At 45.7% G+C, this 25,966-nt stretch carries 21 protein-coding genes; 5 read left to right on the top strand and 16 right to left on the bottom strand.

Translation table 11 applies throughout. The features are described from left to right. Nucleotides 1-108 precede the first annotated feature (108 nt). On the top strand, nt 109-459 hold the full coding sequence (locus IRJ16_RS12695; protein WP_194111970.1) for a 4Fe-4S dicluster domain-containing protein: 351 nt from the start codon (nt 109-111) through the stop codon (nt 457-459). Nucleotides 460-574: 115 nt separating this feature from the next. Further along, nucleotides 575-1,336, top strand: a complete 762-nt coding sequence (locus IRJ16_RS12690; RefSeq protein WP_194111969.1) for a C40 family peptidase — start codon at nt 575-577, stop codon at nt 1,334-1,336. 152 nt (nt 1,337-1,488) lie between these two features. On the opposite strand, the gene IRJ16_RS12685 is transcribed toward IRJ16_RS12690, so the two are convergent. Then, entirely contained in the window at nt 1,489-1,962 is a 474-nt protein-coding gene (locus IRJ16_RS12685; protein WP_194111968.1) for a DinB family protein, read from the bottom strand. Nucleotides 1,963-1,988: 26 nt separating this feature from the next. Between IRJ16_RS12685 and IRJ16_RS12680 the strand changes: the two genes are divergently transcribed. Both IRJ16_RS12680 and IRJ16_RS12675 read left to right on the top strand, forming a co-directional pair. Continuing rightward, complete coding sequence (locus tag IRJ16_RS12680) at nt 1,989-3,806, top strand: DUF885 domain-containing protein (RefSeq protein ID WP_194111967.1); 1,818 nt, start codon at nt 1,989-1,991, stop codon at nt 3,804-3,806. Between the two features lie 94 nt (nt 3,807-3,900). Then, on the top strand, nt 3,901-4,749 hold the full coding sequence (locus tag IRJ16_RS12675) for an endonuclease/exonuclease/phosphatase family protein (RefSeq protein WP_194111966.1): 849 nt from the start codon (nt 3,901-3,903) through the stop codon (nt 4,747-4,749). A gap of 138 nt (nt 4,750-4,887) precedes the next feature. Here the strand turns inward: IRJ16_RS12675 and IRJ16_RS12670 are convergent, their stop codons facing one another. The 15 genes from IRJ16_RS12670 to IRJ16_RS12600 all read right to left on the bottom strand — a co-directional run bounded on the left by IRJ16_RS12670 (nt 4,888) and on the right by IRJ16_RS12600 (nt 21,066). Next, nucleotides 4,888-5,739, bottom strand: coding sequence for a phosphatase PAP2 family protein (locus IRJ16_RS12670; RefSeq protein ID WP_194111965.1), 852 nt, complete (start codon nt 5,737-5,739; stop codon nt 4,888-4,890). Between the two features lie 163 nt (nt 5,740-5,902). Then, complete coding sequence (locus IRJ16_RS12665) at nt 5,903-6,808, bottom strand: WD40 repeat domain-containing protein (protein WP_194111964.1); 906 nt, start codon at nt 6,806-6,808, stop codon at nt 5,903-5,905. Nucleotides 6,809-6,886: 78 nt separating this feature from the next. After that, nucleotides 6,887-7,474: a bifunctional phosphoribosyl-AMP cyclohydrolase/phosphoribosyl-ATP diphosphatase HisIE gene (gene hisIE, locus IRJ16_RS12660; protein ID WP_194111963.1), complete on the bottom strand. Its 588-nt coding sequence runs from the start codon at nt 7,472-7,474 to the stop codon at nt 6,887-6,889. 161 nt (nt 7,475-7,635) lie between these two features. Continuing rightward, complete coding sequence (hisF, locus tag IRJ16_RS12655; protein ID WP_194111962.1) at nt 7,636-8,391, bottom strand: imidazole glycerol phosphate synthase subunit HisF; 756 nt, start codon at nt 8,389-8,391, stop codon at nt 7,636-7,638. A gap of 133 nt (nt 8,392-8,524) precedes the next feature. Continuing rightward, the gene (locus tag IRJ16_RS12650; protein WP_194111960.1) at nt 8,525-9,274 is read right to left on the bottom strand and encodes a 1-(5-phosphoribosyl)-5-[(5-phosphoribosylamino)methylideneamino]imidazole-4-carboxamide isomerase; all 750 of its coding nucleotides are present in this window, start codon (nt 9,272-9,274) and stop codon (nt 8,525-8,527) included. 7 nt (nt 9,275-9,281) lie between these two features. After that, nucleotides 9,282-9,872: an imidazole glycerol phosphate synthase subunit HisH gene (hisH, locus tag IRJ16_RS12645; protein ID WP_194111958.1), complete on the bottom strand. Its 591-nt coding sequence runs from the start codon at nt 9,870-9,872 to the stop codon at nt 9,282-9,284. Nucleotides 9,873-10,092: 220 nt separating this feature from the next. Then, nucleotides 10,093-11,247, bottom strand: coding sequence for a bifunctional histidinol-phosphatase/imidazoleglycerol-phosphate dehydratase HisB (gene hisB / locus IRJ16_RS12640; protein ID WP_194111957.1), 1,155 nt, complete (start codon nt 11,245-11,247; stop codon nt 10,093-10,095). Continuing rightward, the gene (locus IRJ16_RS12635; protein WP_194111956.1) at nt 11,240-12,535 is read right to left on the bottom strand and encodes a hypothetical protein; all 1,296 of its coding nucleotides are present in this window, start codon (nt 12,533-12,535) and stop codon (nt 11,240-11,242) included. Before IRJ16_RS12635 ends, hisB begins: the two co-directional genes overlap by 8 nt. Then, nucleotides 12,535-13,584, bottom strand: a complete 1,050-nt coding sequence (gene hisC / locus IRJ16_RS12630) for a histidinol-phosphate transaminase (protein ID WP_194111954.1) — start codon at nt 13,582-13,584, stop codon at nt 12,535-12,537. Before hisC ends, IRJ16_RS12635 begins: the two co-directional genes overlap by 1 nt. Before the next feature lie 2 nt (nt 13,585-13,586). Further along, a complete protein-coding gene (locus tag IRJ16_RS12625; protein ID WP_194111952.1) occupies nt 13,587-14,333 on the bottom strand; it encodes a hypothetical protein in 747 nt (248 codons plus the stop codon). A gap of 132 nt (nt 14,334-14,465) precedes the next feature. Then, entirely contained in the window at nt 14,466-15,755 is a 1,290-nt protein-coding gene (gene hisD / locus IRJ16_RS12620) for a histidinol dehydrogenase (RefSeq protein WP_194111951.1), read from the bottom strand. Between the two features lie 86 nt (nt 15,756-15,841). Next, on the bottom strand, nt 15,842-16,693 hold the full coding sequence (gene hisG, locus IRJ16_RS12615; protein WP_194111949.1) for an ATP phosphoribosyltransferase: 852 nt from the start codon (nt 16,691-16,693) through the stop codon (nt 15,842-15,844). Between the two features lie 523 nt (nt 16,694-17,216). After that, entirely contained in the window at nt 17,217-18,917 is a 1,701-nt protein-coding gene (locus IRJ16_RS12610; protein WP_194111948.1) for a hypothetical protein, read from the bottom strand. Nucleotides 18,918-18,987: 70 nt separating this feature from the next. Further along, the gene (locus tag IRJ16_RS12605) at nt 18,988-20,463 is read right to left on the bottom strand and encodes a hypothetical protein (RefSeq protein WP_194111947.1); all 1,476 of its coding nucleotides are present in this window, start codon (nt 20,461-20,463) and stop codon (nt 18,988-18,990) included. A gap of 111 nt (nt 20,464-20,574) precedes the next feature. After that, entirely contained in the window at nt 20,575-21,066 is a 492-nt protein-coding gene (locus IRJ16_RS12600; RefSeq protein WP_194111945.1) for a D-glycero-alpha-D-manno-heptose-1,7-bisphosphate 7-phosphatase, read from the bottom strand. A 374-nt stretch (nt 21,067-21,440) separates the two neighbouring features. Here IRJ16_RS12600 and gltB point away from each other — a divergent pair, with 374 nt between their 5' ends. Further along, nucleotides 21,441-25,964: a glutamate synthase large subunit gene (gene gltB, locus IRJ16_RS12595; RefSeq protein ID WP_194111943.1), complete on the top strand. Its 4,524-nt coding sequence runs from the start codon at nt 21,441-21,443 to the stop codon at nt 25,962-25,964. The last annotated feature ends 2 nt before the right edge of the window (nt 25,965-25,966 follow it).

Below are 25,966 nucleotides of genomic sequence, written 5' to 3'. Positions count from 1 at the left end.
TGAAGCCTCTAACTCATTTTTTTGTTATATTTGCGATCTTAAAATGAAAGAGGCAAACTTATTTTAAGGGACAAAGTTAAGGTAGTATATTAAGATATTCGATATAAAATGGCGATAAAGATCACCGATGAATGTATAAACTGTGGGGCTTGCGAACCGGAATGCCCTAACAACGCTATATATGATGCCGGCGCCGCATGGCGTTTTAGCGATGGCACATCGTTAAAAGGTGTTATTGATTTTGGCGATGGTAACACCATTAATGCCGAGGAGACTCAGGCGGCCCTGTCTGACGATATTTATTACATCGTACCGGATAAGTGCACCGAGTGCGTAGGCTTCCATGATGAGCCGCAGTGCGCGGCGGTATGTCCTGTGGACTGCTGTGTGGATGATGAAGACATCCGCGAGACAGAAGAGGAATTACATGCTAAAAAAGATTGGCTGCACGTTGGTTAACAACTTGCGGCTTTAGCTAAAATTTGAGCAAGGGAATGTATTTTTTATACATTCCCTTTTTTATTGAAACAATTATAGACAAAGCGACGTACAACTTGTAGTTTTAAAAATATCTATGGAATACGGAATTTGTAACCTTGCGATCGTACCCCTCCGCGCCGAACCAACATCGCGAAGCGAGCAGGTATCGCAATTGTTATTCGGCGAAACTTTTGAAATCATGGAGTGGCAGGGCGAGTGGGCCCGCATCATTACCACTATGGACGGTTACGAAGGCTGGGCCAGCGGCCTGCAATTTGTTGCACTATCGCAAAAGGAATATCAGGCGTTGCAAAATACTGTTATTCCGCTTACCACTTTGCCGGTAACCCAAGCCTGGAGGATAGCCGACAATAGCATTTTTTACCTCCCTATCGGCAGTTCATTATCATTTTTAAAAGGCACTACCTGTCACATTAATAACGAGTTATTCGAGATCGTAGGTGAAACTGTGGCCGACAAACCAATGGAGGATATAGCCCGTTCTTTTTTAAATGTGCCCTACCATTGGGGGGGACGCACACATTGTGGTGTGGATTGTTCGGGATTTGTACAAGCCATCTATCGCCTGCAAGGTATCAGCCTAAAACGCGACGCCTACCTGCAAGCCGAACAAGGCACCGTAGTCAACTTTATACAGGAAGCCCAGTTAGGCGACCTGGCCTTCTTTGACAACGCCGAAGGCAGGATCAATCACGTTGGCCTGATGCTGAACAACGAGCAAGTGATCCATGCATCGGGCAAAGTACGTATAGATAAGATAGACAACCACGGCATCTACTCGGCCGAAGCTAAGAAATACACGCATAATTTGAGGATAATAAAGAGGATCGTGTAACATCTTTCCAAATCCCTCCTTGGGGAGGGGCGGGCTGATCTGAGCGGTAGCAGGGAGGGGTTATTCTTTATGCATATCGGCTAACCCCTCCCTGCCATTTCAGCACGAACATTCGCACCCCTCCCCGAGGAGGGATTGGATAAATTCTTAATTTAACTTCTCCAATCCCCCAACAACCTCCGTATCACAATGATCTCCGCCACATGATACCCGCAATGATCGGCTATCTGCAAAGCCTCCCTTAAAATATTTTGGCCATCACCATGTGGTATCCGGGCGTAAATATCTGCCAACTTTAGCAACCCGATGAATTCTTCCATGTCCTTGTTGATCTGCTTGATGCTGTCATCCCAGGCGGCATCATTGGTCGGGGCAAGTTCCTTTACCCAATATTCATCGGGCCATTTTGGCGACTTGTGCGCTCCATCTTTACTAAACTCCAGCATATCCCATTGGGCAATGCGGATGTGCTCTACCAGTTGCCAAATGGTGTAGGGCAGGTTGTCTATCTTTTTGCCGCGATGCTCGGGTTTCAGTCCGGCAAGGGCGTCGTCAAGGCCGGCGTGTGCACTGCCACCGCGTAGCAGTTTCTCTAATTCGGCTATCAGTATGTTTTGCGTATCCATACAAACCGTAACAACTTAATGTTAACATGGTTGGTTTTTGTGGCAAAAGCCTTAGTTTTATCTCGCTAAATATTAACCCGGTGATCAAAAAAGCGCTACCCTTATTCTTTTTAGTGTTGCTGGTGTACTCCTGTAAAAAGGATGGCGCCATGACCGATAATTCGCCAAAGGACAATGATGCCTTTGCCCGTTACGAAAATAACTTCCTGGAAGCCAAGTGGAAACTGGAACCCGACGCCGCTACTATGGCCGGCTACCACAAATACGATAGCTTGCTGCTAATGCCCAACTCATCGAACCGTTCGGCATTGATCACCTTCACTAAAGTGCAGATGGATTCGCTGGCTAAGTTCAATCCGTCCACGTTATCAGACGCTTACCGGATAGATTACCAAATGATACAGACCCATTTGGATGGTATGCAGTGGTCGTTACAGCAAGAGAAAGCCTACGAATGGGATCCGAGCGTTTACAACAAGATCGGTGTGTTCGCCCATATCCTGAACGAGCGTTACGCCCCGCTGCCTAAACGACTGCGCAGTTTCTACCAAAAAATGGAGGACCTGCCCAACTATTATAAAGAGGCTCAAAAACAGATAAAAAACCCCGTGCCTGAATTGCGGGAAATGGCGATTGAGCGCCTGAATGGTGGCTCGACCGTGTTCTCTAAAGATTTTGGCGACTCGCTGAAAAAGTCGGGCATACCGGCTGCCGAGCAAAAACAAATGCTGGACCGTGCTCAGATCGCCGCCAACGCCACTAAAGATTTTGCAACCTTCCTGAAGAATATGAAGGTGGACAAGCCCCGTAGTTTCCGCATCGGGCGCGACCTTTACGAGGGTAAATTTAAATACCAGATACAGTCTGCCGGGAATGCGCAGCAATTATACAACGCCGCCGTGGAACGTAAAAAATGGCTGCACGCCCGCATGGCTAAAACCAGTCGCGAACTTTGGCCTAAGTATTTTGACAATGCCGCGATGCCTAAGGATTCTTTAGAGATGATCGCCAGGGTGATCGATACCCTGTCATCCAAACACGTTAAGGCTGACAACTTCCAAGCCGAGATAGAGCGGCAGATAAAACCGTTAGAGAGCTTTGTAAGATCTAAAGACCTGTTAACGCTTGACCCAAGCAAACCTTTGGTAGTACGTAAAGAGCCTGCTTATATGGCGGGTGTTGCCGGCGCGTCTATCAGTTCGCCGGGGCCGTATGATAAGAACGGGAATACCTATTACAACGTAGGCAGCCTGTCGGGCTGGTCGGCTGAAAAGGCTGAGAGTTACCTGCGCGAGTATAACGACTATACCATCCAGATACTTTGCCTGCACGAGGCTATCCCAGGCCATTATACCCAATTGGTTTACGCTAATAAAACACCAAGCCTGATCAAATCAGTTTTACGAAACGGTGCTATGATAGAAGGTTGGGCCGTTTTCAGCGAGGAAATGATGATGGAAGCCGGCTTTGGCAATAAAGAACCGGAGATGTTACTGATGTGGTATAAATGGCATTTACGCACTGTCGCAAATACCATCCTGGATTACGCCGTCCACACGCAAAATATGCAGCAGGATGCGGCCATTAAATTGCTGACATACGAGGCCTTCCAACAAAAGACCGAAGCCGAAGGCAAGTGGCACCGCGTGCAGGTGAGCAGCGTACAACTTACCAGCTACTTTAGCGGCTACAACGAGATAGCCGCCCTGCGCGAACTGTACAAAAAACAAATGGTCGACAAATACCGCATCAAGGACTTTAACGAGAAATTTTTGAGTTATGGCAGCGCGCCTGTTAAAATGATCAAAGAACTGATGCTGGCAAAACCGGCTGAGAAGAAATAACCTAAAGGTTAACGATCCGGATACAATTTGTCCGCATTCAGCTAACACAAAAACCAGATCTTGGCCGCAAATACATCAAACCAATAAAATCAAAATGAAAAAACTTTTACTTGCGATCCTTTTGCTGGCAAGCACGCAGATCTTTGCCCAGCAGAACATGAATGTGGCTACTTACAACCTCCGCTACGCCAACAAAGGCGACTCGACCGCCGGTAACGGCTGGGGTTCGCGTTACCCTGTTATTGCCCAACTTATCCGCTTTAATGACCTGGATGTATTCGGTACACAAGAAGTACTGCACCACCAATTACTTAACCTGACCGATAGCCTGCCGGGCTACAAGTGGATAGGTATTGGCCGCGATGACGGCAAGACCAAAGGCGAATATTCGGCCATCTTTTATCAGTCGGATAAATATACAGTTGTAAAGAGTGGCACCTTCTGGATGTCGGGAACGGATACCGAACACCCCAACAAAGGCTGGGATGCTCAGCTGCCCCGCATTTGCACCTGGGCGCAACTAAAAGATAAAAAGACAGGCTTCACCTTCAACTTTTTTAACCTGCATATGGATCACGTAGGCATCGAGGCCCGCCGGGAAAGTTCTAAACTGGTCGTGTCAAAGATCAAAGAGATGGTAGGCACCATCCCGACCATCCTGACGGGTGACTTCAACATCGATCAGCATAACGAAAGCTATGCCGTAGTTAACGATTCGGGGCTGTTAAAAGACTGCTTTGTACTATCACCTGTAAAACTGGCCAACAGCCCAACCTTCAACAGCTTTAAGGTAGAGGGCGCCAAAGGCGATGCCCGTATAGATCACATTTTTGTGAGCAAACAATTTAAAGTGAACCGTTACGGTATCCTAACCCACTCGTTCGGTGGCCGTGTACCGTCAGATCACTATCCGGTAGTAGTGAACCTGTCGGTCGGGAAATAGTTTTTTCGAGTCGAAAGTCTTGAGTCGGAAGTCTTAAGTTAGGAGGTGTGCCTTCGGCTTAAGACTTCTTTGTTTCGGATTGATAACTCACCTTGAATGTTGCGTGATCTGAAAATTTAAGGTTAAGATAAGTTTTATCTACAACTCCGCTACAAAGGCGAACCCCACAGTCCCGTTACCATAAGTTGGTAAGAACGTAGCACTTTTGCGTTGCTTCTTAGGAATATCGGGCGGGTAGAATTTCTTTTCTTCACGGCGCTCTTTATACTCCTTTTTCGGGACCACCAACTTACGTAAGTAAGGATAGATCAAATAAGCGCCTTTAGTAGAAAGGATACCAACCCCGGCACCGGCAATGACGTCGCTGAACCAATGGTCTTTATGTGAGACACGGCTCATGGCAGTAAAAGTGGCGCAACTGTAACCTAATACGGTGTACCATGGTGATACATCGCCCATTTCCTGCGCCATAAATTCGGCAGCTACAAAGGCCTTACTGGTATGCCCGGACGGGAAGGAAAAATCATCTGTTCCGTTGGGGCGCATCCTGTTAGTGCCTTGTTTGGTAATTGATGTTGCTACTTTATTCAGCCCCATTGCCATGGCCAACACCAACGTACGATCCACAAAGGTGTGCTTACCACGTACACCTGCCAAATTTAAGCCGTAAGTAAAGGCCAAAGGCGCATATTGAACAATATTTTCGAAACGGCTGTTAGGTACTATCTGATAATCATCCGCTTGGTCGCGTACCCAAAAATCAATATTTCGTATAGGTTTCACGTAGAACGAAGTTACACCATACCCGATCAACAAGGTAGGGGGCACCAGCGACAAGAGCTTGCTACGCAAATGCGGCACCGTATCCGGCGCGGTCAATAGATCTTTTTTGATGGTGTCAATGATGTTTACCTTAGGGGTGTCGGTAACTTGTGCTTTTGCACCGAACGCAAAAATGCACAGTAAGAGGGCGGGGGCGATCTTTCTCAACAGTCTTGAATTTTAATTAGATAACAATAACGGCAAGGTTTTGTAAAAATTATTGGTTATTTTAATTAACTTAAAAGAAAGTTGAAATAGGGGTAATTAAAGGTCGTAAATATCTTTACGATGTACAAGGGTTATTATTTTTATAACGGTATCACGGTATCGGTCAGATCCCGTTCATTCTCCAGATCTTCACCATCTTATCGTCTCCCGCACTTATAAGATGGTCACCATCCCAAGCCAGCTTATTTACAGATAGCACGTGCCCGGGCAGGCCTTTTTCGCGGCTGATATTCTTAATCAGTTTAAAGCTACCTGCATCCCATATCTTGATACTTTTATCCATACTTGCCGTAGCGACGAGCGGCAGGGTAGGGTGGCAGGCGATATGATTAATGGCGAATAAATGCGCAGGGATATTCTGCACCAGTTCGTAGCTCAGCGCGTCCCAAACTTTTAGCTGCGCGTCTCGTGATCCGGATAAAATGTATTTGCCATCAGGGGTGTAAGCAGTTGAGAAGACCGCCATGGTGTGGTCTTTCAGAGTAGACATCAACGAGTAATCCTCTAAGCTATAAACTGCTACCGAATTATCTCTACAACCAAAAGCCACCTGTTTCTCATCAGGCGATATGGCGATACTACGGATGGTATCATGCGATACTTTAACCGTATGCAATAACTCCAGTGTATCCAAATGCCAAACGGTCACGGTGCCATCCTCTGAAGCTACCAGCAATTCTTTCTTGCTCGCTACCGACTTGATGTCGAACACCGGCTTTAAATGATGGTTAATCCCTTTGATAACCTTTTGCTGAATAAAGTCGAACACTAATACCTGACCACTCCGCAATCCCGCGAACATCAGCGGATAGCCCACCGGGCAATGGATAGCATAGATAGACGTAGGCACCGGGAACATCACTTTGATAAAAGCATTGTCCTTTAGGCTCCACTCTACCAGGCCTTTATCATTGCCGCCGGTAAACAGGATGCCCGGCTTCTGCGATAGTTCTACCGAGTAGATGGGGTTACTGTGGCCGGGAAGTTCGGTGATGAGGGTTGCGTTCATTTTGTAAGTCTAAAGCCATAAGTCTTAAGTCTAAAGTCTCACATCAAAAATGACTTAAGACTCAGGACTTAAGACTTTTTACTTATGTCTCGATTCTAAATTCTTAGCTATCGTTGCCAGATCTAAATTCTTCTCCCTTAACAATACCAACAAGTGGAACACCAGATCTGATGCCTCGTTGATCAGGTCGGTCTCGGTTTCTGCTAAGGCGGCTATTACGGTCTCTACACCTTCTTCGCCTACTTTTTGGGCGATCTTGTTAAGGCCCTTGGCGCGTAGCTTGTTCACGTATGAACCTTCTACCGGGTTCTCATATCTATCGGCAATGATCTGCTCCAATTGAAAAATGAAATTCTGATCATACTCCGTATTAAAGCAACTGCGTGAGCCTGTATGACAAGTCGGGCCGTCGGCTTTTACCTTGATCAGGATCGTATCGTTATCACAATCGATAAAGGTTTCCTTTACGTGCAAAAAATTATTGCTGGTCTCGCCCTTGGTCCAAAGGCGGTTCTTGCTGCGCGAGAAAAAGGTCACCACCTTTTCGGCCTGTGTTTTGTCCCAGGCTTCCTGGTTCATATAACCCACCATCAATACTTCTAAAGTATGTTCGTCCTGTATCACAACGGGGACAAGTCCACCGGTTTTGTCGAAGTCTATTTGCATCGTATTGTGATTAAAGACTTACGAGGTTTTTAAAACTTCGTAAGTCTGCTCCACTTGTCATTGCGAGGAACGAAGCAATCGCGAATACGCGGAGCCGCTCTGTAAAGTCCGCGATTGCTTCGTTCCTCGCAATGACAAAATGTTTATTTATAAGTATAATTCTATAACCTTATCGCCACACCCTTATCCGCCAACGCCTGTTTCAGATCGGGTATCAATATCTCGCCGTAATGAAACACCGATGCAGCCAAAGCAGCATCTACATTGGTCTGTTCAAAAACATCCACAAAATGCGCTACTGATCCTGCACCACCAGAGGCGATCACAGGTATATGTACAGCTTCGTTAACTATCTTAAGTAAGTTATTATCGAAACCTGCTTTAGTACCGTCATGATCCATCGATGTTAGTAGGATCTCGCCCGCGCCGCGCTGCTCTGCTTCAAGGATCCAATCCAAGGTTTGTTTCTCAGTGGCGATACGCCCACCATTTAAGTGAACGATATTGTTAACCCCATCAAAGCGAGTATCAACGGCCAAAACTACAAATTGCACCCCAAAGGCCTTTGCCAGCTGATCGATCAGTGCCGGGTTACGCACCGCGGCCGAGTTAATGGATACCTTATCGGCACCCGCATTTAGCAAAGCCTCAGCGTCGGCAATCTCGCTGATACCGCCACCAATAGTGAACGGGATATTGATCTGCCTTGCAACGGCTTTCACCATTTCCAGGGTGGTCTTACGGCGCTCGTGCGTGGCGGTGATGTCCAGGAACACCAACTCATCCGCGCCTTGTTGCGAATAATTCCAGGCCAGTTCTACGGGGTCGCCGGCGTCGCGCAGGTCAACAAAGTTGACACCTTTTACAGTGCGCCCGTCTTTAACGTCGAGGCAGGGGACAATTCTTTTTGCTAACATTCTTTAATATCTATTCTCAATTTGTCATTGCGAGGAACGAAGCAATCGCGGACTTTACAGAGCGGCTCTGCTTATTTGCGGTTGCTTCGTACCTCGCAATGACAATGGGGGTGTATTGCGCCTTCGGCGTTTTTTACATCGAGGCCAGGGCCTGCAAATTCCAGTCTTGCACTTCTTCAACAGAGATGCGGCCCTCATATATCGCTTTGCCTACCACAACCGACTCGACCTTGATCTTGCTCACCTCTTCGATATCCTGAATGGACGATACACCGCCCGAAGCAATCAGTTTGATGAACGGTGAGTGATCCAGTAGTTTGGTGTACAGATCGATACCTGTGCCGCCTAACTTGCCGTCTTTATTGATGTCGGTACATAGGAAACGGTAAAAACCTAATGACAGGCACTTATCTACGTAATCCATTAGTTTAATGGGTGAACTTTCCATCCAGCCGGAGTATTTGATCACTTCATCTAATACATCAATAGCGACCACAATGCGGTCGGCATAACCCTCGGTGTGCGAGAACGCTTTGCTCAAATCAGGCAGAAAAGACGGATTGCTTATCGCTTGCGTGCCAACGATCACCCTGTGAATGCCGGCATCTAAAAGCTCTTTCACTTTTTCGATACTGCGGATGCCGCCACCATACTGTACTTTCATATCTGTTTTACGGATCACGCCGAACAGGTACTCCTGATTGCTAAAGTCGCCTTTGGCTCCGTTAAGATCAATGATGTGGATGAAGTTGGTACCGTTGCTTTTGTACTTCTCGATCATCTCTTCCAGCGAGACATCGTAATTGGTCACTTGCTGATAATCACCTTCTCTCAGGCGGACAACTTTCTTGTCTAAAATGTCGATAGCAGGTATAATGTACATGATTTTATCAGATCTGTGAAAAATTCTTTAAAAGGGTCTCCCCGTAAATGCCCGACTTCTCGGGGTGAAATTGAACGCCATAAAAATTATCCCGCCAGATCGATGCCGAAAATTTAAGGCTATGATCTGTCGAGGCTAAAGTATAAGCGTTATTATATTCGATATAGTACGAATGTACGTAGTAAAAGTGCGCCCCATTGGGTATATCCTTAAATAAAGGGCTCTCCTTTTCGGCGTAGACACGGTTCCAACCCGTATGCGGCACTTTATGATCAGGACTATCGGCAAACTTCAAGGTCTTAACAGGGATGATATCTAACAAGTCTGCGTCGCCCTCTTCGGAATATGCTGTCTGTAATTGCATGCCCACACAAATACCCAAAGTAGGTTTCTTCAATTCACGGATATAAGGCACCAGCCCGGTACTTTCCAGTTTATCCATCGCCGCGCCAGCATGGCCTACGCCCGGTATGATATACCGATCGTAAAGCTCAAAGTCCTCGGGCTTGCTGATCATGCCATAACCTATCCCCAACCGGTCTAAAGCCGATGTGAGCGAGAAAATATTACCTGCTCCGTATTGAACTATACCTATCATTTTTTTAATTAGAACCAAGAGTCAAGAATCAAGATGCAAGATTCTTTTTCGCTTTGGTTGTATTATTTAAGTACTCAGGTCAAGCCAAATTTCCTGTCTTGAATCTTGACTCTATATTCTTGAATCTTCTTTTAACTTCTGTCTTGATTCTTGGCTCTTGATTCTTGAATCTTCTTTTAACTTCTGTCTTGAATCTTGACTCTATATTCTTGACTCTCTTCTATAACAGTCCCTTCGTGCTCGGTAAAACCATATTGTTCACGTCGCGTCTTACCGCCATTTTAATGGCTTTGGCAAAGGCCTTAAAGATAGCTTCTATTTTATGATGTTCGTTCTGTCCTTCGGCTTTAATGTTCAGGTTGCATTTGGCGGCATCACTGAACGACTTAAAGAAATGGTAGAACATCTCAGTAGGCATTTCGCCCACTTTTTCGCGTTTAAATTCGGCGTCCCAAACTATCCAGTTACGGCCACCGAAGTCGATTGCTACCTGTGCCAGGCAATCGTCCATCGGCAAGCAAAAACCGTAACGCTCTATGCCGCGCTTGTCGCCAAGGGTGGTTGCGAATATTTCGCCAAGGGCAATGCCGGTATCTTCGATGGTGTGATGCTCGTCTATATGCAGGTCGCCTTTAGCGGTGATATCCAGGTCGATGCTGCCATGACGTGCGATCTGATCCAACATGTGGTCAAAAAAATGCAGACCTGTGCTGATCTTCGCGTCACCTTTACCATCCAGGTTGATCTTGATATCTATATCGGTCTCCTTAGTAGCGCGACGATGTGATGCCGTACGCTCACCTACTTTCAAGAACTCGTAAATGTCCTTCCAGTCGGTAGTTTGCAGGGCGATTGTATCTTTCAGTTCGGTCGCAAAGTCAGCAGCATCAGCAAATTCGTGACCACCTAAATTACTGTTGTTATTCAACCAAATGGCTTTAGTGCCCAGGTTACGACCCAATAAAACGTCGTTCTTACGGTCACCAATGGTGAAAGAGTTCTTCAAATCGTATTTCTCGGTATCGAAGTATTCGGTCAGTAACGCCGTCCCCGGTTTGCGGGTAGGGGCATTGTCGGCAGGCCAAGTGCGGTCTACAACCACTTTACTGAACTTTACACCCTCGTTCTCAAAGGTCTTCAACACAAAATTCTGCACCGGGAAAAAGGTATCCTCCGGATATTTATCTGTACCCAAACCATCCTGATTGGTCACCATTACCAGTTCAAAATCCAATTCTGCAGCTATCTTAGGTAAGTACTGCAGCGCTTTTGGATAAAACTCCAGTTTGGCAAAAGAATCGATCTGCTCATCGGCAGGTTCGGTGATCAGGGTGCCATCCCGGTCGATGAACAGCACGCGTTTTAGTTTATTCATTTATAAATTCTTTTATGTCGAACTCCATGTTGCGAGGCAGGTCTTTTAAAGATACATCAGCAGCAATGGAATTACCTGACTTAACCTTGATATGCGTTTTAGTTAATGTGACTTTTTGCAGCCAAAAATACAGTTGATCATTGTTTACCCGGCCTATCTCTTTCCGTTTTAATTTACCCGTTGCCTTTTCCAATAAATTAAAATACACCGGACATTTTTCTTCCATATCTCTGGAAAAATAAGTGATGGTAAGTTTGTGAGTTTTGCTTTCGATTATTGAAAGTACTAATTCAGTATCGAGCCCCTTGATCTTTATCTCATCTATTACCTTCTCGATAGCTTCTTTATCGAGATGATCTATTGCAGCGAGGTCTCTCAAACCTTCAACGATCACATCGAACACGATCTTCTCTTTTCCTTTTTCGGTTTCGCTTTGATAGTTAGAGTAGTCTATCACTGAAAGACCGTATTGTTGCCAATGGTCATAGGTCTTAAAATGTTCAAGGCACTCATCTATAGATCCAGCTACACCGATGTATATGTGATGATAGACTGGGAATTTGACGTTATGCTTTCTCAGTAAGTTTAAAAATATCTCACAGTATTGATAGTCGTACGGATAAAGTCTTTTTTGTTCTACACCTCGTAGATAGACCCTAAAGTCCCTTATTACCTTATCTTTTATTTTATTAGAATGCTGTCTTTCTTTTCTTAACGCGATGGCTTTATCGATCGCCTCTTTTTTAACTTCAGCAGCTAATCTATCGGTTGTCTCTTTTAGAAATCCTTCATCGATTTTTTCCCTAATTGCTAAAAGCGTTCTATTGTATGTTTCCAGATCAAATTGATCTTCGGCTTTAAGCTTCGACGTAATGAGCGCTCCCGCTTCTAAATATTTGTCGATGACAGTCTTTGCCAGATCAACTTGGGAAAGGTCTTTATATCTGTCGTCGATATCGAACTGATGTTCGTATTTGGCTTGATCTGCTTTTTGTTCATTTTCTGAAAATTCAGGAGCCTTTAAAATTACCTCGATCTGCTTGTAGCGACGATCAAGCCGCGATGACGGAAGTGTCTCATGAAACTTATCATTGTCGGCCTTCATCGATACAACACCGGGAGATATGTACATCGGTGGATAGGATAAAAACAGATACATCGTATCAAACGAAGAATTAAAGCCAGCTTTGTTAAGTTCACTTTGGATCAGCAAATAGAAATTACTAAGACAGCCTCTTAAGCCTCCTCCGTATTCTGCTGCTGTTCTCGTTTGTAGATGAATGATCATTACCCTTTATAGCTGTGTAAAGTCTCTATCAATTTAACATTTTCCTCAGGCGTGCCAATGGTGATACGTATCGAACCCTCGCAAAGCTCAACCTTGGTACGGTTGCGGACGATGATGCCATGCTGAACCAGGTAATTGTAAATGCCATTGGCATCGGTAGTTTTTACGAGGATAAAGTTAGCGTCGGACGGGTAGATATCCAGCACAAAGTCCAGATCTTTAATGCCTAACACCATTTTATCACGTTCGCTTAACGTTTCCTTTATCCAACCGTTCACCTTGTCTACGTTGGCCAAAGCTTCCAGCGCCAGTTGCTGCGATGCCTCGTTCACGTTGTAAGGTGGCTTCACCTTGTTCATCACTTCAATGATCTCCTCACTCGCGAAGGCCATGCCTACACGCAAAGCTGCCAATCCCCAGGCTTTAGATAAGGTTTGCAGCACTACCAGATTAGCGTACTCGGTCAGTTCCTGTATAAAAGTTTTTTGGCGACTAAAGTTGATATAAGCCTCGTCAACCACCACCAATCCGCTAAAGTTGGCCAGCAAGGTCTCCACATCAGCGCGGTTGATCGAGTTACCCGTAGGGTTATTAGGCGAACAGACCCAGATCAGTTTAGTATTCTTATCGATACGCTCCGCAATGGCGTCAACGTCCAGTTGGTAATCCTCGGTAAGTGGCACGCGGCGCAATTCAACATCATTTATGTTGGCCGACACCTCGTACATGCCATACGTAGGCGGAACGATGATCACATTGTCCACACCTGGGTTACAGAACGCACGATAGAGGATATCGATAGCCTCGTCGCTGCCATTGCCCACAAAAATATTGCGCGGAGGCACACCCTTTATCTCACTCAGGCGCTTTTTAACCTGATACTGCATTGGATCAGGATAACGGTTATAATCCTTATCCAGCGGAGAACCGTAAGCATTCTCGTTAGCATCCAGGTACACACTTGCCTCTCCCTTAAACTCGTCCCGAGCGGAAGAGTAAGGGGTAAGGTTTTTTATATTAGGACGTAATATTTTATTAATGTCGAACATGTTTAAAAGTAGGGTTTGAAGTCTTTGGAGAACTTTTTGATCTTGTTGTCCTGGACAAAAAATATAGTGTCATTTTTTGCATATGGTGCGCAAAAATAACCTGCATCATCTGTTTCCAAAATGTCGTCAAATAAATAATGATTAGTCGTTTTACGATCGGTAAGATCCAATTGCCCGGCAGATAACTTTAGACCACCTACGGTATCGACCTTGGCTAATTGCCAGTAATAGATCTTATTGCCGATCACATTCGGCGATGAAAAATAATTGTCAAGATTCGGGGCCAATTTTTCAAGTAAGGTTTTACGGCCGTTTTCTATAATACAGTACTCAGCTGTAGAACCCCAGATCGAATTTTTGTCTTGATCTATTTCAGGGTCAGGTGGCCAAGACTTAACTGTTTGATATAGGTAAGCACCGTCCTTGATTTTTTTCATCCCAAAAGACAGATCAATAGTGTCTACCAATATTTTATTTTTTGTAATAATGGCATAAGTGCCACCTGCCATCGGTCCGTCGTCGCCATAAGCACCGGTATCAATGACGGTATAATCTTCGTTCAGTTTATAAGGCACTAACGCCGCACCGGCTTGAGCTGGAGTTTTTGTTGACGAGTCCTGCGATACAATATTTGTACTATCTGCCACAGAACTTTTTCTTTCTCCGGAGCATCCCCAAAGAAGTACTATAGAAGTTAGGCAATATAGTATTTTATTGAATTTGAACATCGTAATTAAAAGTTTCGTCATCGCGAGGAGCTTCTATCAGCGGCGTGGCGATCCCCGATAAGCAGAGCCGCTCTGCCTGCCGAGGATTGCTTCGTTCCTCGCAATGACGTGCATTGTGTTATTTTTACTGATCACTAATTAACCGGTCACCGATCACTGGATTCCCAACCTCACACTCACCGCATTCTTATGCGCATGCAACCCCTCCATCTCCGCCAGTACCTCTACCGTTGGGCCTATATTTTGTATCCCTTCAGGCGATATATGTTGAAAGGTGATCTTCTTGACAAATGAATCTACCGATACACCCGAATACGCCCTTGCGTAAGCGCTGGTAGGCAGGGTATGGTTAGTGCCCGATGCGTAGTCGCCTACGCTCTCCGGTGTCAGGTTACCTAAAAATACCGAGCCTGCATTAATGATCTTGCCCGTGATCTGCTGCCAGTTCTCGGTCGCCAGGATCAGGTGTTCAGGTGCATAAACGTTGCTGAACTGCATCGCCTCGTCCAGCTCTTTCACCAATACGGCGTAGGAATGCGCGATTGCTTGCGCGGCTATCTCGGCACGTGGTAGTACGCTTACTTGCTTTTCAACTTCGGCAATAGCTTGTGCTATGATATCTGCCGATGTAGCGACAAGTATAGATTGCGAATCGATACCATGTTCGGCCTGGGCCAGCAGGTCGGCAGCTATAAAGGATGGATTAGCTGTTTCGTCAGCGATCACCAACACCTCCGATGGTCCGGCAGGCATATCGATAGCCGTAGTCGTGGTCGATTGTATAATGGTCTTGGCTTTGGTGACGAACTGGTTACCCGGGCCAAAGATCTTATCTACCTTAGTAATACTTTCGGTACCGTAAGCCATCGCGGCTATCGCTTGCGCGCCACCCGCCAAATAAATACGGTCGATGTCCAACAGCTCGGCAACGTAGGCTATAAAAGCATTCACCTTACCACTCTTTTGCGGCGGCGAACATACTACGATCTCGTGGCAGCCGGCAATGCGGGCAGGTATCCCAAGCATCAAAAAAGTACTCGGCAACACAGCGGATCCACCGGGAATATACAGCCCGACCTTCTCTACCGGTCTTGCTTCGCGCCAGCAGGTAACACCGGGCATGGTCTCCACTTTATCTTCGGTTTTCACCTGAGTCGAGTGGAACTTGTAGATATTATCGTAAGCCGTTCTTAAAGCAGCTTTCTGGTCATTAGCCAAGGTTGATGCCAGTTCGGCCAGTTCTTCTTTACCTAAATAAAGTTTATCCAGCTCTACCTTGTCAAAGCGTTTGGCGTAATCTATCAGCGCCTTATCGCCATGCTGCTGCACATTGTTAATGATCTCCTCAACCACCGAGCGTATCTCGTTAGCCGGATCAACATTACGCTGCACCAGATCGGCAATAGCTGCCTTGCTTAAGTTGGAATAATTGTATGTCTTCATAAAGCCCCCTAACCCCCTAAAGGGGGAACAGTAATTTATAAGCCGCCCTCCTAACTCCCCCTTTAGGGGGCCGGGGGGCTTGGCTCTTAAAGTATGATCTTCTCTATCGGCATCACAACAATGCCTTGCGCGCCGGCTTGTTTAAGCTGACTGATGCGGTCCCAGAAATCGCGCTCAGGGATCACCGTGTGCACGGCTACCCAACCTTCTTCGGCCAATGGCACTACCGATGGGCTTTTTACACCCGGCAACAAAGCCAATACCTCGGCCAGGTTAGCGCTTGGCGCGTTCAACACTACGTATTTGGTTTCCTTAGCGCGTAATACCGACTGGATGCGTTGGATCAGTTCCTGGATCAGGATATCGTTCTCGCTGCCTTTACGGCCGATCAATACGGCTTCGCTGCTCATCACATCGGCAAACGCTTTTAAGCCGTTGCTTTTCAATGTACCACCGGTAGATACCAGATCGCAGATCGCGTCGGCCAAACCAAGACCCGGAGATATCTCTACCGAACCGGAAATGGTGCGGATATCAGCGTCTATCGAGTTCTTCTGTAAGAATTTACCCAGGATAACCGGGTAAGTGGTAGCGATCGACTTACCGTTCAGGTCGCTCAGTTGTTCAATGTCCGAGTTGTTGGTGATCGCCACTTTAAGTGAGCATTTACCAAAGCCCAGTTTTTGCAGGTAGCTCACTTTTACTTCGGTCTCCTGGATCACGTTCTCGCCAACGATACCCAGATCGGCAATACCATCCTGAACATATTCAGGGATATCATCATCGCGCAAAAACAGGATCTCTAAAGGGAAATTTGATACCGGCGATATCAGCGAACTTTTGTAGTTCTCGAAACTAAGACCGCAATTCTTTAAAAGTTCAACAGACTTTTCGTTGAGCCGACCCGATTTTTGGATCGCTATTTTTAATGTTTTCAAAAGGGAAGTATTTTAAGTATCTATAATATGAACGCAACTCAATTGTTTCGCGTAGAAACATAACATTATCTGATCACCACATGGTGGTGATGGTTAAGATGCAGATGATGTAGTTGTAAAACGTTCATTATAACATACCTTCTCAGAGGAGGTGCGGCAAATATAGACAGATATTTATAAAAACAAAAAACGTTTGAAAATTATATACCTAATAGGTAGACATTGCTGCGCAGTCATTAAGCCTTCGGCGTCATTGGGTCATTACGCTGCGCTGTCATTGGTATATTTAAAAACAGGTCATGCCGAATTTATTTCGGCACCCCATCAAGTAGGTCAGTAACAATGGCAACAATGCAAGTGGGGTGTTGAAACAAGTTCAACATGACTTGTGAGAATTTTTGAAAATTAACGGTCAGTATTCCATAGCGGCCGTTAGCCCCGCTATCCACTGCAAGCCCTCCTTGGGTCGGGGCTTTCCGTTCCTATCGGAGTTTAGATTGAATGGTCAAATAACCGCAATCGGTTACTTCGAAATAATTCTTCTCGCAAAATCAATTAACTTTTCTTCATTAGGATGGTTTTGCGCTTTGGCTTGTTTTATATTACCATCAAAATTCCAACCAAGACTACGTATACCTTTACTCAAGAGATCTTCTAATTGGGCTTCGGCCTGTGTTAAATAGTTTTCAAAATAATGCGCATATCTATAAAACCATTGTTCAACTAATACAGCATTTTCAGTGGCAAATTTTATTGCTGTGTTAACATAAGTCTGCGCTTTTTCTAAATCGCCTCTTTCCAAAAGTAGTTGGGCGTAATTGCCATTATTATTTGGATCGTAAGGGTCAAATTGAAAAGATTTTAGAAAGTATCTTTCTGACTCCACAGCGTTATTTTTATTATGTTTTAAGAAAGTCGCATAATTGCCCAAATAATTGGCATTTTTTTCATCTAATGCGATTGCTTTTAAATAAAATTCTTCAGCCTTGACATCGTCATTTTTAATATTGTCTAAATACACCGCATAATTCTCAAATAAATCTGCCTCATCTGTGTTATGCTGCAATGCTTGTTGATAGTAAAAATCGAGATTGTCTGTTTCTCTTTTCTCTACTTCTAAAAAGTGAATAAATTTTCCCCACAACCAACTTGTCGTTGGGTATTTTGCCAATGCAGTTAGATAAATTTCTTTTTTCTTTTCCAGATTGGACTCCTTTTGAGCTAAGGAATCGTATTCCAAAGTTGAAAGTTCACGAGTTGTTTCTAATAATCTATTTTCAGTTTTGGTGCTTACTTTATCTGTGCCGATTATTGAATTTATTTCTTCAAACTGCTTGTTTGCGATAACAATGCGCTCATTTGTAATATCTTGAAGTTCCTCTTTTATAGGTTTAATCTCATCGAATACCAATAGTAATTTGTGCATTAGTTCATCGAAGCCGTCAACTTTAACAAAGCGGCCATCATGCTTATCAATAAGCTTTTTGATTCTTTCAGAAAGATTAGACTCGTCTAATCCACACCAAAAGAAGTTGCTTGGTTTATTCATTTTTTCGAAGTAGCTCATTAGGCTACCATCGTTTCCTCCGTACCCAATAACAATGGGAATGTGGGTGCTGAAAATGAGATCCAATGGTTCCTTCCATCCTGGGTCTAATTCACTGATCTCGTCAGGGTCACTTTTAGGTGCAAGTAGAAGATCTCGATGTATTTTAACAATTAGCGGGTGAGTTTTGGAAGGACGAGCATAACCACTTAGTGATTCGTGTCCACATACTAACGGGGTTTTGTTTGTGAATTGGTAAACGGATGATTCAACTAAACTGTCAAAGTTTGTAGTTAATACGCAATGTCCGGATGTTCGACTTAATATTTGAGCTAGTATAATGTGCCCAAAACTTGGCTTGGCAGTTTTCATTTCCTGCACTAAAAATTCATAACCAGAAGTTTTATCGTTTTCAAAACGTTTGCGATAAATACTACCATAAGATGCTGCTAAATCACTTTTATTAATCTTTTGATCTTTTAGCCAAGAACTAAACTCAGTTGTATCTATTCGTTCTTTGATTTCCGAAAACCATCTTTTTGATAACTCTCCGCCAGTAGGTATACCACTCTTTCGGCTTGCACCAGCCCCTAGCACAAAACAGAACTTTCGATTGTCGGTATTTTTGTGAATGTCTTTTAATGTATGTTGAAAAGTTAACGTAGAAATCGATTTCATATTTATTGACAGGGCTGGTTGAACCAATAAAATAAAAATATGAAAAAAATATCAATAAGCATTTTAAGTTTTATTTACCCTCATAAAGATACACCGCCCCATCAATCCCATCATAAACCTTCACCATTTTCTTCCGCTTCAAAACATCCTCCACAGGCAATAACTCCTTAGTAGTGACTCTCTTAAAATCGATCAGATAAAACTTTTGCTCCTGATAGAACATCGCCACATCCTTACCAAAAAACACATGCGGCAACAACTTAGACTGTCGCCCGGCGAACATATACACCGCCTCATCAGCGTCTGTATAAATAGGATACCCCGGTTTAAAGCTATTGCGATGAGTTTTCAGATACTGCACAAAGTCCGACTTGTTCCAATCGTCATCCGTGTAGCCCGGGATGCCATATTCGCGATAGGCCTCGTAAAGCTCAAGATCGGTGCGGGTGTAGCTATAGTTTAAGGCAAGTATCAAGCAGACGAAAGGCGTCGCCAATAACCGTTTCTTAAAAGATCTAAAACATGTTAACATATCAGGCGCCCAGCAGGTAAACGCTAATAATAAAGGTATCAGCATGGGTGATAACAGCCTGCTGTTCATTTGCTCAAAGCGGGAGATACTTGCAATGGTCAAAATAAATAAGCCATAAACCAATGCAAAAGAGGTGGTGATAAACTCTAAGGTCCCAAGCCTGCGCCGACTGATACCTATTAATAATAGCACGATCAGCGCAATGATCACTACGGCTGCCACAATAACACCGGCCGCCTCGAACTTGCCCGGCAGACCGAACCAATCCAACATCACCATGCCAAAAAAGTGCATATTCTCCACAAAAGGCGTATTAGCAGGCAGGCGTGTGCCCGTGCTGTACCCTGTAGATAATCGGTTCAGTAAAAGATTGGCGGCTAATAGCGAGATACCCACGCCTCCAAAAAGCACCAAGCGGCTTAAGCGCTGCTTAATGCTCAGCGCGTTATCTAATATCAATAACAAACCACCTGTAGCGATAACCGTTATCCCAGCATAGCGTGTTAGGCAACATATCGCGGCAATTATACCCGCAATGACCAATCCCTTCACGCTTCTCGACCGCTGGTATCTATACCAGGCGATCAGGAAAAGTAATATCTCTAATATAAATAAGGTCTCCGACCATAGATACATATAGATCTGCTGCAAAGCCGGGCTTAACACCACAGCCGCCAAGATCAAACATGTATATATATAAGACGGCGCGCGGAATTTGTTAGCGATATAACCCGTCGTGAACACGGTAGCCATGTAAAGCAAACCATTGATCACCGGTCCGGTGGCAACCGGCGTTGCACCTCCCGATAGGAAGATGCAGATATTTAAAAAGAAAGGATAAAAGACCGGGAAGAAAGTGATCGGCTTACCATTATAAGTAAGCAGCGAAAAATGATCATGGATATTCTGCGCCGTACTCGCATACATGATCGAGTCAGGCGAAATGCCGATGCCGCTGTATTTGGAGAACAGGTGGATGATGTAGAAGGCAAGAGCACCAAAAAGCAAAAACATCAAGCCCCCTAACCCCCTAAAGGGGGAACTTTTTGATGGGCTTTGTTCTTTCCTTTTCCTGATCATTCGTTTCCGTTGATATTTCTACTCCCCTTTAGAGGGCCGGGGGGCTTACGCTATCTGATCCAAAACCGTCGCTATCGGCTGATCACTATCTATCAATATACCTTTAACCCCGGCAGCTTCACCTGCAATAACATCGCGCTCACGATCGCCAATGAAATAAGATAACGATGGTTCGATGCCGTATTTGGCTATGCCTTGTAATAGCAGGCCCGGTTTTGGTTTGCGGCAATCACAGTCGCCGGTAAAGTTGGGGTGGTGCGGGCAGTAGAAAAAATCGGTGATGGTTACGCCGTGGTCGGCGTAGGTCTCTTTTAATAGTTGGTGCATTTTGCCCAGCTCGGTCTCGTTGTACCAGCCTTTGGCTAGGCCGCCCTGGTTGGTGGCCACTAACAGCATGTAGCCCCGGTCTTGCAGTTGTTTTAGGGCGTCGAAGTTATCCAGGATATGGAAATCTTCGACCTTGCAAACGTAGTCACCCATTTCGCGATTCAATACGCCGTCCCTGTCTAAAAATACCGCTTTGTGTTTACCAGCCATGCTATCTTTTTTTGCAGCAAAGATAGTAAAGATCGGTTTGTTGTCGATGCCATGTTTTGCATACCTATATATAAGGACGCGGAACACGGTTTTCGCGGTATTTTGTTTGGTTAAAATTTAATTTTCTAACAACTTCTTAATTTTTCAGGTATTCTATACCGAAATGGTAGTATTTCAATGGTGTATTATCTACAATAACCCGAGGTTTAAATTTGTAAAATGTTAAATAAATTAATAAAATAATACCATAATGTTAATTTTTAGACGAGTTTTTATATTGTTTTTTTAGAAATGCTCAAAAATTTATGATGTTTTCATTATGTCCGTCAGGTTTTGTATTTTCGTAATTACACCACTTGTAAACGAGGATACCGATGGAACGAGCTGAATATGAACAGACGGGTCTTTACAGGCCCGAATTTGAACACGACTCCTGTGGAACAGGATTTATTGCACACATCAACGGACATAAGTCTAACCAAATAGTAAACGATGCACTCACCATTCTGGAGAATATGGAGCACCGCGGCGCTTGCGGCTGTGATCCCCTCTCGGGCGATGGCGCGGGTATTTTGCTGCAACTCCCTCACGAATTTTTGCTGGAAGAATGTGCTGATCTGGAGATAGTCCTCCCTGAGCCGGGCGAGTACGGGGTGGGTATGGTCTTTTTCCCTAAGGATAGTACGATCAAGAAAGCCTGCCGTTCGGTGATCGCGTCTGCGGCCGAGCGTTTGGGCATGCCTATTTTAGGTTACCGTAAAATGGAAGTGAACAGCTCTGTGATCGGCGAAACCGCCCGCGAAGCTGAACCGGATGCTGAGCAGGTTTATATCCTGCGCCCGCATGCTATTACTAATATTGATGATTTTGAGCGTAAACTGTACGTGTTGCGTCGTTTCATCACCAAAACCGTTAACGAGACGATAGTTGGCGCCGAGGATCTTTACTTCACCTCGCTGTCTTGCAAAACTATTATTTATAAAGGTCAGCTGACCACTTACCAGCTGCGTCAATACTTTACCGATCTTGCTGATCCGCGTGTAGCATCGGGCTTTGCGCTCATCCACTCACGTTTCTCTACCAATACTTTCCCATCGTGGAAATTGGCCCAGCCATTCCGTTTTATCGCCCACAATGGCGAGATCAACACGCTGACCGGTAACCTGAACTGGTTCTACTCGGGCTTAAAGTCTTATGCATCTACCTACTTCACAAACGAAGAGATGGAGATGTTGCTGCCGGTGATCGACAGCGCGCAGTCGGATTCGGCTTGTTTGGATAATATCATCGAGATATTGCTACACTCGGGCCGTTCGTTACCGCACGTAATGATGATGCTGGTGCCTGAGGCTTGGGATGGCAACGAGCAGATGGACCCGATCAAAAAGGCGTTCTACGAGTATCATGCTACCCTGATGGAGCCATGGGATGGCCCTGCTGCGATCTGCTTTACCGATGGTAAATTGGTAGGCGCGGTGTTAGATCGTAACGGCTTACGTCCATTACGTTACGCGGTGACCAATGATAACCGTGTGATCGCGGCATCAGAGGCGGGTGTATTGGCTATCGACGAGTCGACCATTATTCAAAAAGGCCGTTTACAGCCGGGCAAAATGCTATTGGTTGATACTACCGAAGGCCGCATTATTGCCGACGAAGAGATCAAGCAGAAGATCACCGGCCAACAGCCTTATGGCCGTTGGTTAGAGAATTATAAAATTATTTTAGGCAACCTTGCCGAGCCACGTTTGGCTTTCGCAAGCCTGAGCGAAGATGCTGTATTTAAGTACCAGCAGGTATTTGGTTACAGCCGCGAAGACATCGATACCATCATCAAACCGATGGCTACCGACGGTAAAGAGCCGATCGGATCTATGGGTACCGACGTGCCTTTGGCTATCCTTTCGGATAAACCTCAGCATTTGTCGAGCTACTTTAAGCAGTTCTTTGCGCAGGTGACCAACCCGCCGATCGATCCGATCCGCGAGCGTTTGGTGATGAGCCTGAATGCCTTTATCGGCAACAACGGCAACCTGCTGGACGAGGATAAAATGCATTGCCACTGCGTAATGCTAAAACACCCGATCCTTAAAAATCATCAGCTGGAAAAACTGCGTAGTATCGATACCGGTTCTTTCCACGCTAAAACATTACAAACTTATTTCACTGCCGATGGTCAGCCCGGCCGCATGGAAAAAGCCTTAAGCCGCCTTTGTCGCTACGCTGAGGATGCTGTTGAAGATGGTTTTGAGGTATTGATCCTGTCGGATCGTGCGATCGACTCGGAGCATGCGCCTATCCCGTCGCTATTGGCGGTATCTGCTGTGCATCACCACCTGATCAAAAAAGGCTGCCGTGGTTCGGTAGGTTTAGTTGTTGAGGCCGGTGACATTTGGGAAGTGCATCACTTTGCTACTTTGTTGGCCTTTGGTGCAAGTGCGATCAACCCTTATTTGGCGCAATCTACCATCGAGACCGTTAAAAACAACGGCAGCTTAGATACCGATCTGGAAATCAAATATCTGTTGAAGAACTATGTAAAAGCGGTAAACGATGGCTTGCTGAAGATATTCTCTAAAATGGGTATCTCTACGCTGCAATCGTACCACGGTTCGCAAATGTTCGAGATATTAGGTCTGAATAAGGCTGTTGTCGACAAATATTTTGTGGGCGGGGTTACCCGTATCGGCGGCTTAGGTTTAGATGAGATAGCCCGCGAGGCGATCAGCAAACATAACGTTGGCTTTGCATCAAGCTCTAAAGAAGAAACTAAATTACTGCCTGAGGGTGGTATTTACCAGTGGAAACGCCGTGGCGAGGCTCACTTATTCAACCCGCAAACGGTGCACTTGCTGCAGCACGCTACCCGTACTAACGATTACAACGTTTACAAACAATACGCCAAGGCGATTAATGAGCAGACCGAGAAGCATTACACCCTGCGTGGCTTGCTGGATTTTGCTCATCACCGCGAGGCTATCTCTATTGACGAGGTAGAACCGGCGACCGAGATCATGAGGCGTTTCGCTACCGGCGCGATGTCCTTCGGTTCGATATCGCACGAGGCGCACAGTACTTTAGCCATTGCCATGAACCGCGTTGGCGGCAAAAGTAATACCGGCGAGGGCGGCGAGGACGAAATGCGTTACAAGACGATGCCTAACGGCGATTCGATGCGTTCGGCCATCAAGCAGGTAGCGTCGGCCCGTTTTGGGGTGACCTCTAACTACCTGACCAACGCCGATGAGTTGCAGATAAAAATGGCGCAGGGCGCAAAACCGGGCGAAGGTGGCCAATTACCGGGCCACAAGGTTGATGATTGGATCGCTAAGACCCGTCACTCTACACCGGGTGTTGGTTTGATATCGCCGCCGCCGCACCATGATATTTATTCGATCGAGGACTTGGCCCAGCTGATCTTCGACTTAAAGAACGCTAACCGTGCTGCCCGTATCAACGTTAAGTTGGTATCAAAAGCGGGTGTAGGTACTATCGCAGCCGGTGTGGCAAAAGCCCATGCCGACGTGATCCTGGTTGCGGGTTACGATGGCGGTACTGGTGCATCGCCGATCAGCTCGATCAAACACGCGGGCTTACCTTGGGAGCTTGGTTTGGCCGAAGCGCATCAAACATTGGTTCGCGCTAAATTGCGCAGCCGTGTGGTGCTGCAAACGGATGGTCAGTTAAAGACCGGTCGCGATATCGCTATCGCCGCCCTGATGGGTGCCGAAGAATGGGGTGTGGCTACTGCTGCCCTGGTTGCCGGCGGCTGTATCATGATGCGTAAATGTCACCTGAATACCTGCCCTGTGGGTGTGGCTACTCAGGATCCTGAATTGCGTAAACTATTCTCTGGTCAACCGGATCATATCGTGAACTTGTTCCAGTTCATCGCTGAAGAACTGCGCGAGATCATGGCCGACCTTGGTTTCCGTACCATTAACGATATGGTGGGCCGCGTACAGTTCCTGAAAGTTAGGGATAACCTGAAGAGCTGGAAAGCTAAGAAGATCGACCTGTCGGGCATGTTGCACCCGGTGAGCAATCAACGCGGCGTAACGTTATACAACAGCGAGTCGCAAGATCACGGCATGGCCGATATCATCGATTGGAAACTGTTCGAGACGGCTGGTCCGGCTATTGAAGATCAAACGCCTGTATTCGCGTCATTTGAGGTGAAAAATACTGATCGTACCATCGGCACGCTTTTATCTAACGAGATATCTAAAAAATATGGTTCAGCCGGATTACCGGACAATACCATCAACTATAAATTCCAGGGTTCGGCCGGTCAAAGTTTTGGCGCGTTCACTGCCAAAGGCTTGTCTTTTGAATTAGAGGGCGAAGCGAATGACTACGTTGGTAAAGGCTTATCTGGAGCTCAGTTGGCGGTCTATCCGTCGGCTAAAGCGACCTTTACACCTGAGGATAACATGATCATCGGTAACGTGGCGCTTTACGGTGCAACGTCGGGTAACTTGTTTATCCGTGGTATGGCCGGCGAGCGTTTCGCAGTGCGTAACTCGGGCGCTACCGCAGTTGTTGAGGGCATTGGCGATCACGGTTGCGAGTACATGACCGGTGGACGCGCGTTGATCTTAGGAAAAACAGGCCGAAACTTTGGCGCAGGTATGAGCGGCGGTATAGCCTGGATCTACGATGCAGCAGGCACTTTTGCTGATAACTGCAACCGCGAGATGGTGGATCTTGACCAATTGACACCACAGGACGAAGAAGAGATTATGACCCTATTGCGCAAACACGTACAGCTGACCGGCAGTACCGTGGCACAGGATATCTTGAACACATGGACCGTGGCCATGACCAAATTTGTAAAAGTATTCCCGCAGGAATACAAAAAGGTTTTATTACAGAAACAATACCAGGCAACCAATTAAGA

This window comes from Mucilaginibacter myungsuensis, assembly GCF_015222005.1.
GTDB lineage: Bacteria > Bacteroidota > Bacteroidia > Sphingobacteriales > Sphingobacteriaceae > Mucilaginibacter > Mucilaginibacter myungsuensis.
The sequence above is the reverse complement of the archived record's forward strand: the minus strand, read 5'-3'. Positions and strand labels throughout refer to the sequence as shown.

What these genes read in the sequence shown, in the direction of transcription:
- IRJ16_RS12695 (WP_194111970.1), top strand. Translation starts at nt 109, where the DNA reads ATGGCGATAAAGATCACCGATGAATGTATAAACTGTGGGGCTTGCGAA.
- IRJ16_RS12690 (WP_194111969.1), top strand. Translation starts at nt 575, where the DNA reads ATGGAATACGGAATTTGTAACCTTGCGATCGTACCCCTCCGCGCCGAA.
- IRJ16_RS12685 (WP_194111968.1), bottom strand. Translation starts at nt 1,962, where the DNA reads ATGGATACGCAAAACATACTGATAGCCGAATTAGAGAAACTGCTACGC.
- IRJ16_RS12680 (WP_194111967.1), top strand. Translation starts at nt 1,989, where the DNA reads ATGGTTGGTTTTTGTGGCAAAAGCCTTAGTTTTATCTCGCTAAATATT.
- IRJ16_RS12675 (WP_194111966.1), top strand. Translation starts at nt 3,901, where the DNA reads ATGAAAAAACTTTTACTTGCGATCCTTTTGCTGGCAAGCACGCAGATC.
- IRJ16_RS12665 (WP_194111964.1), bottom strand. Translation starts at nt 6,808, where the DNA reads ATGAACGCAACCCTCATCACCGAACTTCCCGGCCACAGTAACCCCATC.
- hisIE (WP_194111963.1), bottom strand. Translation starts at nt 7,474, where the DNA reads ATGCAAATAGACTTCGACAAAACCGGTGGACTTGTCCCCGTTGTGATA.
- hisF (WP_194111962.1), bottom strand. Translation starts at nt 8,391, where the DNA reads ATGTTAGCAAAAAGAATTGTCCCCTGCCTCGACGTTAAAGACGGGCGC.
- IRJ16_RS12650 (WP_194111960.1), bottom strand. Translation starts at nt 9,274, where the DNA reads ATGTACATTATACCTGCTATCGACATTTTAGACAAGAAAGTTGTCCGC.
- hisH (WP_194111958.1), bottom strand. Translation starts at nt 9,872, where the DNA reads ATGATAGGTATAGTTCAATACGGAGCAGGTAATATTTTCTCGCTCACA.
- hisB (WP_194111957.1), bottom strand. Translation starts at nt 11,247, where the DNA reads ATGAATAAACTAAAACGCGTGCTGTTCATCGACCGGGATGGCACCCTG.
- IRJ16_RS12635 (WP_194111956.1), bottom strand. Translation starts at nt 12,535, where the DNA reads ATGATCATTCATCTACAAACGAGAACAGCAGCAGAATACGGAGGAGGC.
- hisC (WP_194111954.1), bottom strand. Translation starts at nt 13,584, where the DNA reads ATGTTCGACATTAATAAAATATTACGTCCTAATATAAAAAACCTTACC.
- IRJ16_RS12625 (WP_194111952.1), bottom strand. Translation starts at nt 14,333, where the DNA reads ATGACGAAACTTTTAATTACGATGTTCAAATTCAATAAAATACTATAT.
- hisD (WP_194111951.1), bottom strand. Translation starts at nt 15,755, where the DNA reads ATGAAGACATACAATTATTCCAACTTAAGCAAGGCAGCTATTGCCGAT.
- IRJ16_RS12610 (WP_194111948.1), bottom strand. Translation starts at nt 18,917, where the DNA reads ATGAAATCGATTTCTACGTTAACTTTTCAACATACATTAAAAGACATT.
- IRJ16_RS12605 (WP_194111947.1), bottom strand. Translation starts at nt 20,463, where the DNA reads ATGTTTTTGCTTTTTGGTGCTCTTGCCTTCTACATCATCCACCTGTTC.
- IRJ16_RS12600 (WP_194111945.1), bottom strand. Translation starts at nt 21,066, where the DNA reads ATGGCTGGTAAACACAAAGCGGTATTTTTAGACAGGGACGGCGTATTG.
- gltB (WP_194111943.1), top strand. Translation starts at nt 21,441, where the DNA reads ATGGAACGAGCTGAATATGAACAGACGGGTCTTTACAGGCCCGAATTT.